This window comes from Streptomyces sp. NPDC023723 (assembly GCF_040639815.1).
Taxonomy (GTDB): Bacteria; Actinomycetota; Actinomycetes; order Streptomycetales; family Streptomycetaceae; genus Streptomyces.
In genome coordinates this window covers 1-15458 of record NZ_JBFAAP010000038.1, presented here as the reverse complement: position 1 = coordinate 15458, position 15458 = coordinate 1, and the positions used below count along the sequence as shown (strand labels likewise).

The following is a 15458-nucleotide window of genomic DNA, read 5'->3' as shown; positions in this document are numbered from 1 at the left end:
CACACCCAGAAACCACACCCGGCACCAAACCGCCGAAGGCTACACGTACCGCTCCAGAATAGAACTCTCCGCCAACCGCGAAAGCCCTTCCCGCACACTACGGGCCCGAGCCTCCCCGACCCCGTCCACGGTCTGAAGGTCGTCCACACTCGCCGCGAGCAGCTTCTGCAACCCCCCGAAGTGCTCCACCAGCCGGTCGATGATCGCCCCCGGCAGCCGCGGCACCTTGGCCAGCAGCCGGAAGCCGCGCGGCGACACCGCCGAGTCCAGCGTCTCCGGCGAGCCCGGATACCCCAACGCCCGCGCCACCGTGGACAGTTCGAGCAGCTCCGCATGGCTGAGCTTGTCCAGCTCGGCCAGCGCCTCGTCCACCGTGCGGGACCGCTTCGCGGTCGGCTCGGGCACGTAGTCCCGTACCACCAGCTCCCGTTCCGGCTCCACGCCCGCGATCAGCTCGTCGAGCTGGAGGGCGAGCAGCCGCCCGTCCGTGCCCAGCTCCACCACGTACTCGGCGATCTCGGTGGCGATCCGGCGGACCATCTCCAGGCGCTGCGCGACCGCGGAGACGTCCCGGACGGTGACCAGGTCCTCGATCTCCAGCGCGGACAGCGTGCCCGCCACCTCGTCGAGCCGCAGCTTGTACCGCTCCAGCGTGGCCAGCGCCTGGTTGGCGCGGGACAGGATCGCCGCCGAGTCCTCCAGGACCCGGCGCTGCCCGTCGACGTAGAGCGCGATCAGCCGCATGGACTGGGAGACGGAGACGACGGGGAAGCCGACCTGCTTGCTGACCCGGTCCGCCGTACGGTGCCGGGTGCCCGTCTCCTCCGTGGGGATCGTCGGGTCCGGGAGCAGCTGGACGCCGGCCCGCAGGATCGTCGACAGGTCGGAGGAGAGCACGATGCCGCCGTCGAGCTTGCACAGCTCGCGCAGCCGGGTCGCGGTGAACTCCACGTCCAGCACGAAGCCGCCGGTGCACATCAGCTCGACGGTCTTGTCGGAGCCGAGCACGATCAGTCCGCCGGTGTTGCCGCGGAGCACCCGCTCCAGGCCGTCACGGAGCGCCGTACCCGGCGCCACGGCCCGCAGTGAGGCGCGCATCAGGCCATCGGAACCGGTGCTCCCACCGGATTTCCCGGGAGCCGCCGCCCGGTCGTTGGCTGCCACTGCACTCCTCCGGTCGCTGGTTCTGGGACGCCCCCGTTTCGCGCACTCGGTTCGTACGGACGGGCGAGACCAGGGCAAAGTCTACCGGCGGTCCTCCGTCTCCCGTGGGGCCTCTCGGCGACGGGACCGCGGAAGCACCCGCAGCGCGTCCCCTATGTCCGCCACTTCCAGAACCTTCATACCGGTCGGCACCTTCCCCGGATCGCCCGGTACCAGCGCGTGCGTGAAGCCCAGGCGGTGCGCCTCGGAGAGTCTGCGCTGCACGCCCGTGACCCGTCTCACCTCGCCGGCCAGACCCACCTCGCCGATCGCCACCAGGTTCTTCGGCAGCGGGGTGTCGCTGGCCGCGCTGGCCAGGGCGAGCGCGATGGCCAGGTCGGCGGCGGGCTCGGAGAGCTTCACGCCGCCGACCGTCGCGGAGTAGATGTCCCGTTTGCCGAGCGCGCTGATCCGGCCGCGCTGCTCCAGGACGGCCAGCATCATCGACACCCGGGACGTCTCCAGACCGGACGTGGTGCGCCGGGGGGAGGGGATCTGGGAGTCGACGGTGAGCGCCTGCACTTCGGCCACCAGCGGACGGCGGCCCTCCAGGGTGACGGTCAGACAGGTGCCGGGCACCGGCTCGGCCCGCCGGGTCAGGAACAGTCCGCTGGGGTCGGCCAGGCCCACGATGCCCTCGTCGGACAGCTCGAAGCAGCCGACCTCGTCGGTGGCGCCGTAGCGGTTCTTGACGCCGCGGACCAGGCGGAGCCGGGCGTGCCGGTCGCCCTCGAAGCTCAGCACGACGTCCACCAGGTGCTCGAGCAGGCGGGGTCCGGCGATCGCGCCGTCCTTGGTGACATGGCCGACCAGCAGCGTGGACATGCCGCGTTCCTTGGAGGCGCGGATCAGCGCCCCCGCCACCTCCCGCACCTGCGCCATGCCACCGGGCGCGCCGTCGATCTCCGGGGAGGCCACCGTCTGCACCGAGTCCAGGATCAGCAGCGACGGCTTGACCGCGTCGAGGTGGCCGAGGACGGCGGCGAGGTCGGTCTCCGCGGCCAGGTAGAGGTGGTCGTCGAGGGCGCCGATCCGGTCGGCGCGCAGCCGGACCTGGCTGGCCGACTCCTCGCCCGTGACGTACAGCGTCCGGTGCTCGTCGTCGGCCGCCTTGGCCGCCACGTCGAGCAGCAGCGTGGACTTGCCGACGCCGGGCTCGCCGGCCAGCAGCACCACCGCGCCCGGCACCAGCCCGCCGCCGAGCACCCGGTCCAGCTCGGGCACGCCGGTGGAGCGGGCGGTGGCCTGGCGGCCGTCGACCTGGCCGATGGGCAGCGCGGAGGTGGTGACCCGGCCCGGCGCCGTGGTGCGGACCGCGGGCGTGCCGTACTCCTCGATCGTCCCCCACGCCTGGCACTCGGGGCAGCGACCGAGCCACTTGGCCGTCTGCCAGCCGCACTCCGTGCAGCGGTAGGACGGACGGTCCTTGGTGGTCTTCGTACGGGCAGCCATGCACGAAACCGTAGCCGCACCCACTGACAGCCCCGCCGACGGTCCACCGCCGGGCGCGCGTCGGCCCGGCGTCGGCCCGGCGTCGGCGGGCGCGCATCGGCCATCTGCCGTAAAGCGCCAGGGCGGAACAAAGGGTTCCTGTCCCCTATTGAGGGATCGTTTCACCCGTACGGGTTAAAAGTGGCGAACGCGCCACTCCGCGCCACCCATAGCCCCCTACGGTCACCGGATGAGCAGCAGCAGTCCGCAGACCACGACCCGCACGACCGGCGCACACCGGGCGCACCGGGAAGCGCGTGACCGCTCCGCGGCGCGCACGGTGGCCCAGCGACCGCCCACGCCCTACGAGCCGTATCTGGACGGCCTGTTCACCTACTGCCTCTCCGTGCTGTGCGACCACGACGCCGCGACCGCCGCCCTGGGCGACGCCCTCGCGGTCGCCGAGCGCCGCCACCACCGGCGCCCCGAGGCCGCCGGCGACCGCCGGGCCTGGCTGTACGCGCTGGCCCGCTGGGCCTGTCTGCGCAAGCTGGCCGAGACCCAGCAGAAACGTCAGGCCGCGCACGCCGCGGGCCGCGCGGACACCCCCGCCGAGTCCGCCGTCCCGTCCGGCCCGCCCGTCCCCGGCATCCCCGCGGACGTCCAGGAGCACCGCCGCCGCGAACTGGCCCTGCTCGCCTGGCCGGAGGCGGCCGGCACCACCCCGGAGCAGCGCGAGGCCCTCGAACTCGCCGTCCGCCACCACCTGGCCGCCCACGAGGTCGCCGCCGTCCTCGGCCTGGCCCCGGCCGCCGCGCGCGAACTCCTCGCCGGTGCCGCCTGCGAGGTCGAGCGCACCCGCGCGGCCCTCGCCGTCGTCGAGACCGGCGGCTGCCCGGGCGTCGCCCGGTTCGCCGGCGACGGCCGGCCGGCGCTGAGCGTGCCGCTCCGCCGCGAACTGGTCCGGCACGTCGACGACTGCCCGCGCTGCCGCCGCACCGCCGAGCGCGCCATCCCCGGCCGCTGGCCCGGCACCAGCGTCACGCCCGCCGCACTCCCGGTGCTGAGCGCGCCCCGCGCGGCGCTGCGTCCGGCGACGGCGAACCTCCCGCGCGCGCGAGTCGCCGCGCCCCGCTTCGACCGGCGGGGTTTCCCGATGGACCCCGGGGACCGCGCCGCCCGCCGCGAGCGGCTACGCGCGCGTGCCGTCACCACCACCGTCGTCGCCACCGTCGTGGCGGCCCCCGTCCTCGCCCTGTGGGCGGCCTACCGGGGCACCCCGGCGGCCGGCCCCGAGGACGGCCGCACCACCAGCGCCAGCGAGTCACACGACGGCGACGGCGCCGACGACATGGCGGCGGGCGGCTACCAGAACACCAGCAGCACCGGCACCGCCCCCGGCACGGCCACCGGCCCGGCCGGCGTCTCCGGCGTCTCGGTGAAGGTCCTCGGCGGCGCCGGCCGCGAGGGCGCCGCCGAGATGGAGGTGACGGCCGCCCGCACCGGCGGGGCCACCGTCATCACCCTCACCGCCACCGGCAGCTCCCCGGTGCGCTGGTCCGCCTCGACCGGCGCCCCCTGGCTCTACCTGAACCGCGCCGCGGGCACCCTCGCCCCCGGCACCACCACCACGGTCCAGGTCTACGTCGATCAGCTGCGCGAACCGGCCGGCCACTGGAGCGCCCGGGTGGCCGTCGGGCCGGTCGGCGCCGTCGTCTCCATCGAGGGCTACGGCAGCGCGCCCGGCCGCCCCGCCCACCCCGGCGTACCGAGCGCGCCGGACCGCCCGTCCCCCACCGACCCGGACCCCACCTTCACCGCCCCGGCACCGGCCGACCCCACCCCGACCGCGACGCCGACTCCCACGCCCCCCGACCCCACGCCCGACGACCCGGCCCCCACCGACCCGGGCGGCCCCTCGGCCCCACCCGGCGGCACCACCGCCCCGAGCCCGCCGGGCCCGTAACCACCGGACCTGTAGCCACCGGACCTGTAGCCACCGGACCTGTAGCCACCGGGCTTGTAGCCGCTGGGTCCGATGCCACCGGCGCCGTAACCGCCGGGCTTGTAGCCGCTGGGCCCGTAGCCACCGGCCCCGTAACCGCCGGGCCTGTAGCCGCTGGGCCCGATGCCACCGGCGCCGTAGCCACCGGCCCCGTAACCGCCAGGCCCGTAACCACCGGGCCCGGCGGTCATGTCACCGGTGCGGCCGGTGCGGCCGGGTCCGCCGGATGCGGTGCCAGCAGCGGCAGCCGCGAGGCCAGCCGCTCCGCGCACAGTTCGGCCAGCCGGTCGTAGCCCGCCTTGCCCATCAGCTCGATCAGCTCCGGCCGGTAGGAGACGTACACCGGCTCGCCCGCGCCGTGCGCCGAGGTGGCCGACGTGCACCACCAGTGCAGGTCGTGGCCGCCGGGACCCCAGCCGCGCCGGTCGTACTCACCGATCGACACCTGGAGCACCCGGGTGTCGTCGGGCCGGTCGATCCACTCGTAGGTCCGCCGCACCGGAAGCTGCCAGCACACGTCCGGCTTGGTCTCCAGCGGCTCGCGGCCCTCCCGGAGCGCCAGGATGTGCAGCGAGCAGCCCGCGCCGCCGGCGAACCCGGGCCGGTTCTGGAAGATGCACGAGCCCTGGAAGGGCCGGGTCTGCCGGGAGCCCTCCTCGTCCTCGGAGACCCAGCCGTTCGCCCGGCCCTCGGCGTGGTGCTGCCAGATGTCCGGTGTGAGCCTGGCCACATGGCCGGCGACCCGGGCCTCGTCCTCCTCGTCGGAGAAGTGGGCCCCCAGCGAACAGCAGCCGTCGTCCGCGCGGCCCGCCTGGATGCCCTGGCAGCCGCTGCCGAAGACGCAGTTCCAGCGAGAGGTCAGCCAGGTCAGGTCGCAGCGGAAGACCTGCTCGTCGTCGGCCGGATCCGGGAACTCCACCCACGCGCGCGCGAAGTCGAGCCCCTTCTCGTCACCTGTCGGCACGTCCACGACCTTTGCGTCGGTCTTCTGCCGCTTGCCCTTCTTGGGCAGCTTCGCGTCCTTCGCCTGCTTCGTCTTTGGCACCTTTCCAGGGTAAGTCGCCCGCCGCCGATACCCCCACCACTGGCGGCCGTCCTGGCAGTAGCGTTCCGTACATGAGACTCGGTGTCCTCGACGTGGGTTCGAACACGGTCCACCTGCTGGTGGTGGACGCGCACCCGGGCGCATGCCCGCTGCCCGCGCACTCGCACAAGGCCGAACTGCGCCTGGCCCAACTCCTCGACCCGGACGGCGCGATCGGCACGGACGGCGTCGACCGCCTGATATCGGTGGTCACCGAGGCGCTCCAGGCCGCCGAGGACAAGGGCGTGGAGGACCTGCTGCCGTTCGCCACCTCCGCGGTGCGCGAGGCGGGCAACGCCGACGAGGTCCTCGCCCGGGTACGGGCCGAGACCGGCGTCGAACTGACCGTCCTGACCGGCGCGGACGAGGCCCGGCTCACCTTCCTCGCCGCCCGCCGCTGGTTCGGCTGGTCCGTGGGCAAGCTGCTCGTCCTCGACATCGGCGGCGGCTCCCTGGAGATCGCGTACGGCATCGACGAGGAACCCGACGCCGCGGTCTCGCTGCCGCTCGGCGCGGGCCGGCTGACCGCCGGCCGGCTGCCCGGCGACCCGCCCGACCCGGACGACGTCCGCGCCCTGCGCCGCCATGTCCGTACCGAGATAGCCCGTACGGTCGGCGAGTTCAGCCGCTTCGGCGCCCCCGACCACGTCGTCGCCACGTCGAAGACCTTCAAGCAGCTGGCCCGCCTCACCGGCGCCGCCCGCTCCGCCGAGGGCCTCTACGTCCAGCGGGAACTGAAACGGTCCTCCCTGGAGAGCTGGGTCCCGCGCCTCGCCGCCATGAGCACCGCCGAACGCGCCGAACTCCCCGGCGTCTCCGAGGGCCGCGCCAACCAGTTGGTCGCGGGCGCGCTGGTGGCCGAGGCGGCGATGGACCTCTTCGGTGTGGAGACCCTGGAAATCTGCCCGTGGGCGCTGCGGGAGGGAGTAATCCTCCGCCGCCTCGATCACATGGGGCAGGAGTGAGGAACCAGGGCGCGCGGGGCTGTATCGATGTGCGGCTCCGCCGCGTGGGCGCGACAAGCCGCGACGGCACCGCACCCGCCTATGGCGAACACCACAACGGCGATCGGGCGGCCAGGCCCACCCATCCGCACCCCGTAACCTGAACGCATGGCGGAGCCCCTACGCATTCCGGACGCGAAGGTCGCCCTGTCGACGGCCTCCGTCTACCCGGAGTCGACGGCGACGGCCTTCGAGATCGCCGCACGTCTTGGCTACGACGGCGTCGAGGTCATGGTCTGGACCGACCCGGTCAGTCAGGACATCGAGGCCCTGCGCCGACTCAGCGACTACCACCAGGTCCCGATCCTGGCCATCCACGCCCCCTGTCTGCTCATCACCCAGCGGGTCTGGTCCACCGACCCCTGGGTCAAACTCCAGCGCGCCCGCGCCGCCGCCGAGAAGCTCGGCGCGAGCACGGTCGTCGTGCACCCCCCGTTCCGCTGGCAGCGCCAGTACGCGCGCGCCTTCGTCGACGGCGTGTGGCGGATGGCGAACGAGACGGACGTCCGGTTCGCCGTCGAGAACATGTACCCCTGGCGCTACCGCGACCGCGAGATGCTCGCCTACGCCCCCGACTGGGACGTCACCAAGGACGACTACCGGCACTTCACGATCGACCTCAGCCACACCGCCACCGCCCGCACCGACGCCCTCGGCATGATCGACCGGATGGGCGACCGGCTCGGCCACGTTCACCTCGCCGACGGCCGCGGCTCGGCCAAGGACGAGCACCTGGTCCCCGGGCGCGGCACCCAGCCCTGCGCCGAACTGCTCGAGCGCCTCGCGCTGACCGGCTTCGACGGCCATGTCGTCATCGAGGTCAACACCCGCCGGGCGATGTCCGGCGCCGAGCGGGAGGCCGACCTGGCCGAGGCGCTGGCCTTCACCCGCCTCCACCTGGCCGCCGCGACCAGAGCCGCCCGCGGGTGAGCGACGGCCCGGGGCCCGCTCGCTCCCTGCCCGGCCTGGACACACCCCGCCCGCCTGGACACACCCCGTCCGCTAGGACGCACCCCGTCCGCTAGGACGCACCCCGTCCGCCTGGACGCACCCCGTCCGCCAGGACGCACCCCGTCCGCCTGGGCGCACCCCGGCGCCGAAACCGCCCCCCGACCGGCATCGAACAGGCGCTCGCCCACCTGGCCCCGGCCGTCCAGCGCCACCTCACCGGCCCCCGACGGCACCGCTCCCCGAGACGTATGTCCCGCGATCCGGACACTCCGTCCCGCCCCGTGGATGACCGGCGTACGCTCGACGTCAGTCAGTGCTGACGGCAGTCGGCATTCACGGCAGTCAGTAATCTCTGGCCGCACTCTCTGAAGGAGCGAGCGACGATGCCCGAGCTGAGGTCCCGCACAGTCACCCACGGCCGCAACATGGCGGGCGCCCGCGCCCTTATGCGCGCCTCCGGTGTACCCGGTGCGGACATCGGCCGGAAGCCGATCATCGCGATCGCCAACAGCTTCACGGAGTTCGTGCCCGGCCACACCCACCTGGCCCCCGTCGGCCGGATCGTCAGCGAGGCGGTCACGGCGGCCGGCGGCATCCCGCGCGAGTTCAACACGATCGCCGTGGACGACGGCATCGCGATGGGCCACGGCGGCATGCTGTACAGCCTCCCCTCCCGCGACCTGATCGCGGACAGCGTGGAGTACATGGTCGAGGCGCACTGCGCCGACGCCATGGTCTGCATCTCCAACTGCGACAAGATCACCCCGGGCATGCTGATGGCCGCCCTGCGCCTCAACATCCCGACGGTCTTCGTCTCCGGCGGCCCGATGGAGTCCGGCCGCGCCACCCTGGTCGACGGCACGGTCCGGACCCTCGACCTGGTCGACGCGATCTCCGACGCGGTGAACGACAACATCTCCGACGCGGACATGCTCCGTATCGAGGAGAGCGCCTGTCCGACCTGCGGCTCCTGCTCCGGCATGTTCACCGCCAACTCGATGAACTGCCTGACCGAGGCGATCGGCCTCTCCCTCCCCGGCAACGGCTCGGTGCTCGCCACCCACACCGCCCGCCGCGCGCTGTACGAGAACGCGGCGACCACGGTCATGGACATCACCCGCCGCTACTACTACGAGGACGACGACACGGTCCTGCCGCGCAACGTCGCCTCGATCGCCGCGTTCGAGAACGCGATGGCGCTGGACATCGCCATGGGCGGCTCCACCAACACGATCCTGCACCTGCTGGCCGCCGCCCAGGAGGCGGGCGTCGAGTTCGGCCTGGAGGAGATCGACGCGGTCTCCCGCCGGGTGCCGTGCCTCGCCAAGGTCGCGCCGAACGTCACCAAGAACGGCACGTACTACATGGAGGACGTGCACCGCGCGGGCGGCATCCCCGCCCTGCTCGGCGAGCTGCACCGGGCCGGCCTACTCAACGAGGACGTGCACAGCGTGCACAGCCCGTCGCTCGCCGACTGGCTGAAGACCTGGGACGTGCGCGGCGGCTCCCCGTCCCCCGAGGCGGTCGAACTGTGGCACGCGGCCCCCGGCTGCGTCCGCTCCGCCGAGGCGTTCTCCCAGTCCGAGCGCTGGGACACCCTCGACCTCGACGCCGAGCACGGCTGCATCCACTCCGCCGAGCACGCCTACTCCAAGGACGGCGGCCTCGCGGTGCTGCGCGGCAACCTCGCCGTCGACGGCGCGGTCGTCAAGACGGCCGGCGTGGACGAGTCGATCTGGACCTTCGAGGGTCCGGCGGTGGTCTGCGAGTCGCAGGAGGAGGCCGTCGAGAAGATCCTCAACAAACGGATCACCCACGGCGACGTCGTGGTCATCCGCTACGAGGGCCCCAAGGGCGGCCCCGGCATGCAGGAGATGCTCCACCCGACCTCCTTCCTGAAGGGCCGGGGGCTGGGCAAGACCTGCGCGCTGGTCACCGACGGCCGGTTCTCCGGCGGCACCTCCGGCCTCTCCATCGGGCACGCCAGCCCCGAGGCGGCCTCCGGCGGCACCATCGCGCTGGTCGAGGACGGCGACCGCATCCGCATCGACATCCCGGGCCGCATCCTCGAGCTGCTGGTCGACGACACCGAGCTGGCCCGCCGCGAGCAGGCGCTGAACGGCGAGTACGTCCCGAAGAACCGCGACCGCAAGGTCTCGGTCGCGCTGCGCGCCTACGCCGCGATGGCGACCAGCGCGGACAAGGGCGCGGTCCGCGACATCAGCAAGCTGGGCTGACCCGCCCGGCCACGACGCGGGGCCGGACCCCTCACCAAGAGCCCGGATCCCGCCCCGCCACCGCGAAGACCGTCCCGTCGGGGGCCCCGGAGTACACCCGGCCCCCGGCGACGACGGGGGCCGGCAGCGCGGCGGCCACCTGGTCCGAGCCGGTCCCCAGCCGCGGCGCCGTCTGCCCGAGCAGCTTCCCGGTACCGGCGTCCACCCCCAGCAGGCGCCCGTCCGGAGCGGCGACGTACACCCGCCGCCCGTCGGTGACCGGCGCCGAACCCCGGCTCACGCCCGTCTCCAGGCTCCACCGCTGCTCGCGCGCCGCCAGATCGACGGCGGCCAGGGTGCCGCCCGCGCCCATCAGGTACACGGTGTCCCCGCGTACCGCGCCCTGCGCCCGGGCCACCGGCACCGGCAGCGGCACCCGCCGCACGGTCTCCGTCGCCGGGTCGTAGCGGACGACGGCGCGCGTCTCGCCGTAGACCGCGTCGGTGTCGAGCAGCACGACCGCACCGTCCGCCGCCCCCACCGGCTCCAGTTCCCCCGCGAGCTCCGCCGCCCACCGCACGTCACCCGTCGCGGGGTTCACCGCGGTGACCCGGGTGCTCGCCCCGTCCCCGGACCCGCTCGCCGCGTACGCGGTCGAATCCCCGGCGAACGACGAGAAGTACGGCATCGCCTGCCCCGGTATCCGCCGCGACCACACGGTCTCGCCGGTCGCCCCGTCCACCCCGGTGACCTCGCCGTCCGCGCCGGTGAGCAGCAGCATGCCGGCGGCCGGACGCAGCCCCTGGTACGCGGGCACGTCCCGGCGCCAGACGGGCTCGCCGGTGCCCGGGTCGAACGCCGTCAGCGCGGCACCCTCGTTCAGCGCGGGCTGCACCAGACCGCCCGCGATCACCGGCGGCCCGCCGCGGGAACCGCCCGCGACGGTACGCCGCCACATCCGCGTCCCGTCGTCGGGATCGAGGGCGAGCACCGCCCCGTCCCGCGCGCACAGCAGCCGCCCGGCCCCGTACGCGCACACCGGACTCCCCGCCCCGGTCGCCACCGCGGTCGCCCACCCGGCGAACGGCGCCGCCGCCCCGGTCCCGGCGGCGGCCCCGGCCGGCTCCGCCGCCGTACCGCCGAGCAGATGGACCGGGACCAGCGTGCCGACCGCCGCGAGACAGACCACGCCCGCCGCCAGCAGCAGCCGGTCGCGCAGCCGGCGGGAGGACCGGCGGACCGGCGCCTTGACATGGGTCGGCGCGTCCACCTCCTCGGCCGGCCCGTCCCCCACCGAGGCCGGCCCGTGCCCCACCGAGCCAGGCGCGTCCGCCTCCGAGCCAGGCGCGTCCGCCTCCGAAGCAGACGCGTCCGCCTCCGAGGCCGGCCCGGACGCCCGCTGCGCCGGTATGAACGCCTGCGTGTCGTACGACGCCGCCACCGACCTCAGCTGCCGCATCACCTCGTCCGGCGTGGGCCGCTCGCCCGGCTCCTTCGCCAGACACCGCAGCACCAGCGCGGCGAGCGACTCGGGCACCCCGGCCAGATCCGGCTCGTCGTGCACCACCTGATACGCCACGACATAGGGACTGTCGGAGTCGAACGGCCCCCGCCCGGTCGCCGCGTGCACGATCACCGAGCCCAGCGCGAAGACATCGGCGGCCGGCCCCACCTGACGCGGCCGCCGGAACTGCTCGGGCGCCATGAACGGCGGCGTCCCGATCAACTTCCCGGTCTCGGTCCGCAGTTCACTGTCGGCCGGCCGCGAGATCCCGAAGTCGATGACCTTCGGCCCGTCCTCGTCGAGCAGCACATTGCTCGGCTTGAGATCCCGGTGCACGACCCCGACCCGGTGGATGTCCCGCAGCGCCTCCGCCAGCCCCGCCATCAGCCGGCGCAACCGGTCGGCGTTCAGCGGCCCGTTCCGCTTCACCTGCTCGGCGAGGGTCGGCGCGTCGATGAACAGCGTGGCCATCCAGGGCCGTTCGGCCTCCGGATCGGCGTCGACGACCGGCGCCGTGAACGCCCCGCTGACCCGCCGCGCCGCCGCCACCTCCTGCCGGAACCGCCCCCGGAACTCCGGGTCCCGGGCGAACTCGGCGTGCACCACCTTCACCGCGAGCCGCATCCCCGAGGTGCTGCGCGCCAGATGTACGACGCCCATGCCGCCCGACCCGAGACAGGACTCCAGCCGGTAGTGACCGGCGTACTCGGGAAGTTCCGCTTCCGCATCCGTACCGGTACTTCGCTGCGGCGCCATCGGATCCCCCGTGCTGTTCGTCCACGCGCGCGACGCACGGAGCCTAGTCGAAGTCTCGTGCGAGACCGAGGGGGCTTGCTAGCCTCCGCGTGCGAAACCGAAGTGACCCCACGGCAGTCGTGGGGCGCGAGGTATCAGCGGGGGGAGTTCTCATGTCGATCGAACAGACCACGGAAGTCACCAGCGGCGACGAGGGAGCGGCGGCCGTCAGCACGGCGGCGGCGGACCTCACGTACTACTCGGTGGCGCCGGGCGTGCGCCTCAACGTGCGCAGCGGCCCCGGCACCCAGTACGCACTGGTGAAGGTGCTGCCGCTGGGCGCCAAGGTGCCGATCTTCTGCCAGTCCCCGGGCACCCGGGTCACCGGCACCTACGGCACCACCACCATCTGGGACAACATCGACAACGGCCAGTTCGTCTCGGACGCCTACGTCAAGACCGGCAGCGACGGCTACATCCGGCCGCGCTGCTCCTGAACCACGCGACCGCACCACCCGGCGCCCGCGGCGGGACCGGCGGCCATAATCGAGGCGTGAGCGCAGCGAACGGCAGCCCCGAGACCACCGGCACCACCGCGGGCACCCCGGCGGACCCCGCCCCGGGCGGTGGCCCTCGCCCGGAACCCATCCGGTTCTTCGGCACGACCTGGGTGCGGCACGAGGGCGGCTATACCGCCCGCCGCCTCGGTCTGGCCGCCGGCGCGCTGGTCCTCACGGCCGCCGCCTGCCTCGTCCTGCGCATCGCCTACCAGGGCCTCCAGATCGCGGAGATCGGCAGCTTCGTCACCGTCCTGGTCGTCGTGATGTTCGCGGTGTGCAGCGCCCTGGCCTTCGGCCACACCTGGGGCGCCTTCACCACCCGCCCCGACCCCGACCGCCAGGCATCCCTGCGCGGCCTGCTCGCCATCGGCTTCCTCGGCTCCCTCCTCGCCTACGCCGTGCGCTGCCTGGTCGAGGCCCCCGGCGAAAAACTCCACCGCACCGAGTACGAGGCGGCCCGCACCCAGTACGAAAAGCGCACGACCCGCCGCTCGGGCAACCCGAAGAAACGCCGCCGCTAGCCCAAAGCCTCAAAAAAGCGGCCCCCGCCCAGCGCCCCCCGGCCACCATGTCCCCATGACGACACCCAGGCCGACCCCCACCCCCGGCCCCGCCACCACCCCCAGCCCCGCCACCACCGCCCGCGCCCGCTCCTTCGACCGCGCCGCCGCCCAGTACGCCGCCAACCGCCCCGGCTACCCGCCCGCCCTCTTCGACACCCTCGAGGAACTCACCGGCCGCCCGCTCACCGGTGCCCGCGTCGCGGACATCGGCGCCGGCACCGGCATAGCCACCGCCCTGCTGCACGCCCGCGGCGCCGACCTGGTCGCCGTCGAACCCGGCGCGGGCATGGCCGCCCAGCTCCGCCGCACCCTCCCGGACGTCCCGCTCGTCCGCGGCACCGGCGACGCCCTCCCGCTCGCCGACGCCTCCGCCGACCTGCTCACCTACGCCCAGTCCTGGCACTGGACCGACCCGGCCACCGCCGTGCCGGAGGCGCTGCGCGTCCTGCGCCCCGGCGGCGCCCTGGCGCTGTGGTGGAACACCGAGGCCGTCGGCGTGCCCTGGATCGCCGAGGCGGCCGAACGGGTCCGGCGCCACTTCCGGCTGGACGTCTCCGCCGAGCAGCGCGACACCAGCACCGGCCTCAACGACCCCGCCGACCGCCTCGTTCCGGTCCGCCGGGTCATCCGCTGGAGCCGCCGCGTCCCGCTCGACACCCACCTGGCCAACCTCGGCAGCCACTCCCTCTTCCTCGTCCGCGGCGAGGAGGGCACTGCCTTCCTCACCGCGGAGCGCGAGCGCCTCCTGACCGTCTTCCCGGACGGAATCGTCGAAGAGGTCTACGACCTGATCCTCCTGTTCGCCCCCGCGCCCTGAACCAGCCCGCCGTCCCGCCCGCCGTCCCGCCCACCGGACGCACCGCTCCCGCCCGCCCCCGGGATGCGAGGATGACCCTGGACGACGCACCCTCGGAGGCACCCGCAGCCATGACCCAGAAAGTCGCAGTCCTCGGCACCGGCAAGATCGGCGAAGCCCTGCTCAGCGGAATGATCCGGGCCGGCTGGACCCCGGCCGACCTGCTGGTCACCACCCGCCGCCCGGAACGGGCCGCCGAGCTCCACGCCCGGCACGGCGTCACCCCGGTCACCAACGCCGAGGCCGCCAAGAGCGCCGACACCCTGATCCTCACGGTCAAACCGCAGGACATGGGCACCCTCCTCGACGAACTGGCCCCCCACGTCCCCGCCGACCGCCTGGTCATCAGCGGCGCGGCAGGCATCCCGACCGCCTACTTCGAGGACCGCCTCGCGGCCGCCACCCCGGTGGTCCGCGTCATGACCAACACCCCCGCCCTGGTCGACGAGGCCATGTCCGTCATCTCCGCCGGCACCCACGCCACCGCCGCGCACCTCGCGCACACCGAGGAGATCTTCGGCGCCGTCGGCAAGACGCTGCGCGTCCCCGAGTCCCAGCAGGACGCCTGCACCGCCCTCTCCGGCTCCGGCCCGGCGTACTTCTTCTACCTGGTCGAAGCCATGACGGACGCCGGCATCCTGCTCGGCCTGCCCCGCGACAAGGCGCACGACCTGATCGTGCAGTCCGCGATCGGCGCCGCCACCATGCTCCGCGACAGCGGCGAACACCCGGTCAAGCTCCGCGAGAACGTCACCTCCCCCGCGGGTACGACGATCAACGCCATCCGCGAGCTGGAGAACCACGGCGTCCGCGCCGCCCTGATCGCCGCCCTGGAGGCCGCCCGCGACCGCAGCCGCGAACTGGCCTCCGGCAACAACGGCTGACGCCCGGCCCTTCTGGCTCGACGCCACCCCCGCGCTGTCGGTGACGGCCCGCATGGTCCTGCGCACCCGCGCCGGACCATGCTCCACGGTCAGCGCGTGCAGATCCACGACACAGAACAGCGCCTCGCCCGCCATCGGGGCGCCGAAGTTGACACACCGGTGCCACCTCCGTAAGGTTCTCCGAGTTGTCCGACGTGAGCGCCGAGTCCGGTCGGTCCCCGGACAGCCATTCCGCACGTACTCCAGTCACCTCAGGTGCCACTGGCATGCGTATTTACGGAATGCGACCTGCGATTAGGTCGAGGGCGGTGAATCCGCTAAAGTCTCACTCGTCGGAACGGCCCAAACAGCCGGGAAGACAAGCCCACTGACTGGGAATCAGGCCCGAAAGGATCTGATAGAGTCGGAACCGCCGGAAAGGGAAACGCGGAAGCGGAAACCTGGAAAGCACCGAGGAAATCG

At 73.6% G+C, this 15458-nt stretch carries 12 protein-coding genes; 8 read left to right on the top strand and 4 right to left on the bottom strand.

What is annotated here, in order from left to right; genetic code table 11:
* Window positions 1-39: 39 nt before the first annotated feature.
* Both disA and radA read right to left on the bottom strand, forming a co-directional pair.
* Window positions 40-1164: a DNA integrity scanning diadenylate cyclase DisA gene (gene disA, locus AB0G32_RS29480; RefSeq protein ID WP_361169818.1), complete on the bottom strand. Its 1125-nt coding sequence runs from the start codon at window positions 1162-1164 to the stop codon at window positions 40-42.
* Window positions 1165-1245: 81 nt separating this feature from the next.
* Complete coding sequence (radA, locus tag AB0G32_RS29475; protein WP_361169815.1) at window positions 1246-2655, bottom strand: DNA repair protein RadA; 1410 nt, start codon at window positions 2653-2655, stop codon at window positions 1246-1248.
* A 229-nt stretch (window positions 2656-2884) separates the two neighbouring features.
* Between radA and AB0G32_RS29470 the strand changes: the two genes are divergently transcribed.
* Window positions 2885-4600: a hypothetical protein gene (locus tag AB0G32_RS29470; RefSeq protein ID WP_361169812.1), complete on the top strand. Its 1716-nt coding sequence runs from the start codon at window positions 2885-2887 to the stop codon at window positions 4598-4600.
* Between the two features lie 226 nt (window positions 4601-4826).
* Here the strand turns inward: AB0G32_RS29470 and AB0G32_RS29465 are convergent, their stop codons facing one another.
* Window positions 4827-5684, bottom strand: a complete 858-nt coding sequence (locus AB0G32_RS29465; RefSeq protein WP_361169809.1) for a hypothetical protein — start codon at window positions 5682-5684, stop codon at window positions 4827-4829.
* Window positions 5685-5755: 71 nt separating this feature from the next.
* On the opposite strand from AB0G32_RS29465, the gene AB0G32_RS29460 reads away from it, so the two are divergent.
* From AB0G32_RS29460 to ilvD, 3 genes are all read left to right on the top strand, one after another.
* Complete coding sequence (locus AB0G32_RS29460; RefSeq protein ID WP_361169806.1) at window positions 5756-6688, top strand: Ppx/GppA phosphatase family protein; 933 nt, start codon at window positions 5756-5758, stop codon at window positions 6686-6688.
* A gap of 147 nt (window positions 6689-6835) precedes the next feature.
* Window positions 6836-7657: a sugar phosphate isomerase/epimerase gene (locus AB0G32_RS29455; protein ID WP_361169803.1), complete on the top strand. Its 822-nt coding sequence runs from the start codon at window positions 6836-6838 to the stop codon at window positions 7655-7657.
* Window positions 7658-8061: 404 nt separating this feature from the next.
* Window positions 8062-9915, top strand: coding sequence for a dihydroxy-acid dehydratase (gene ilvD, locus AB0G32_RS29450; RefSeq protein ID WP_361169800.1), 1854 nt, complete (start codon window positions 8062-8064; stop codon window positions 9913-9915).
* A 31-nt stretch (window positions 9916-9946) separates the two neighbouring features.
* On the opposite strand, the gene AB0G32_RS29445 is transcribed toward ilvD, so the two are convergent.
* Window positions 9947-12154, bottom strand: coding sequence for a PQQ-binding-like beta-propeller repeat protein (locus tag AB0G32_RS29445; protein WP_361169797.1), 2208 nt, complete (start codon window positions 12152-12154; stop codon window positions 9947-9949).
* Window positions 12155-12306: 152 nt separating this feature from the next.
* On the opposite strand from AB0G32_RS29445, the gene AB0G32_RS29440 reads away from it, so the two are divergent.
* The 4 genes from AB0G32_RS29440 (at window position 12307) to proC (ending at window position 14996) form a co-directional block, all read left to right on the top strand.
* A complete protein-coding gene (locus AB0G32_RS29440; protein WP_361169794.1) occupies window positions 12307-12630 on the top strand; it encodes an SH3 domain-containing protein in 324 nt (107 codons plus the stop codon).
* A 56-nt stretch (window positions 12631-12686) separates the two neighbouring features.
* Window positions 12687-13214 (top strand): EamA/RhaT family transporter, encoded by a 528-nt coding sequence (locus AB0G32_RS29435; RefSeq protein WP_361169791.1) that lies wholly within the window; start codon window positions 12687-12689, stop codon window positions 13212-13214.
* 55 nt (window positions 13215-13269) lie between these two features.
* Window positions 13270-14073, top strand: coding sequence for a class I SAM-dependent methyltransferase (locus AB0G32_RS29430; RefSeq protein WP_361169788.1), 804 nt, complete (start codon window positions 13270-13272; stop codon window positions 14071-14073).
* Between the two features lie 110 nt (window positions 14074-14183).
* Window positions 14184-14996, top strand: a complete 813-nt coding sequence (gene proC, locus AB0G32_RS29425; protein ID WP_361169785.1) for a pyrroline-5-carboxylate reductase — start codon at window positions 14184-14186, stop codon at window positions 14994-14996.
* The last annotated feature ends 462 nt before the right edge of the window (window positions 14997-15458 follow it).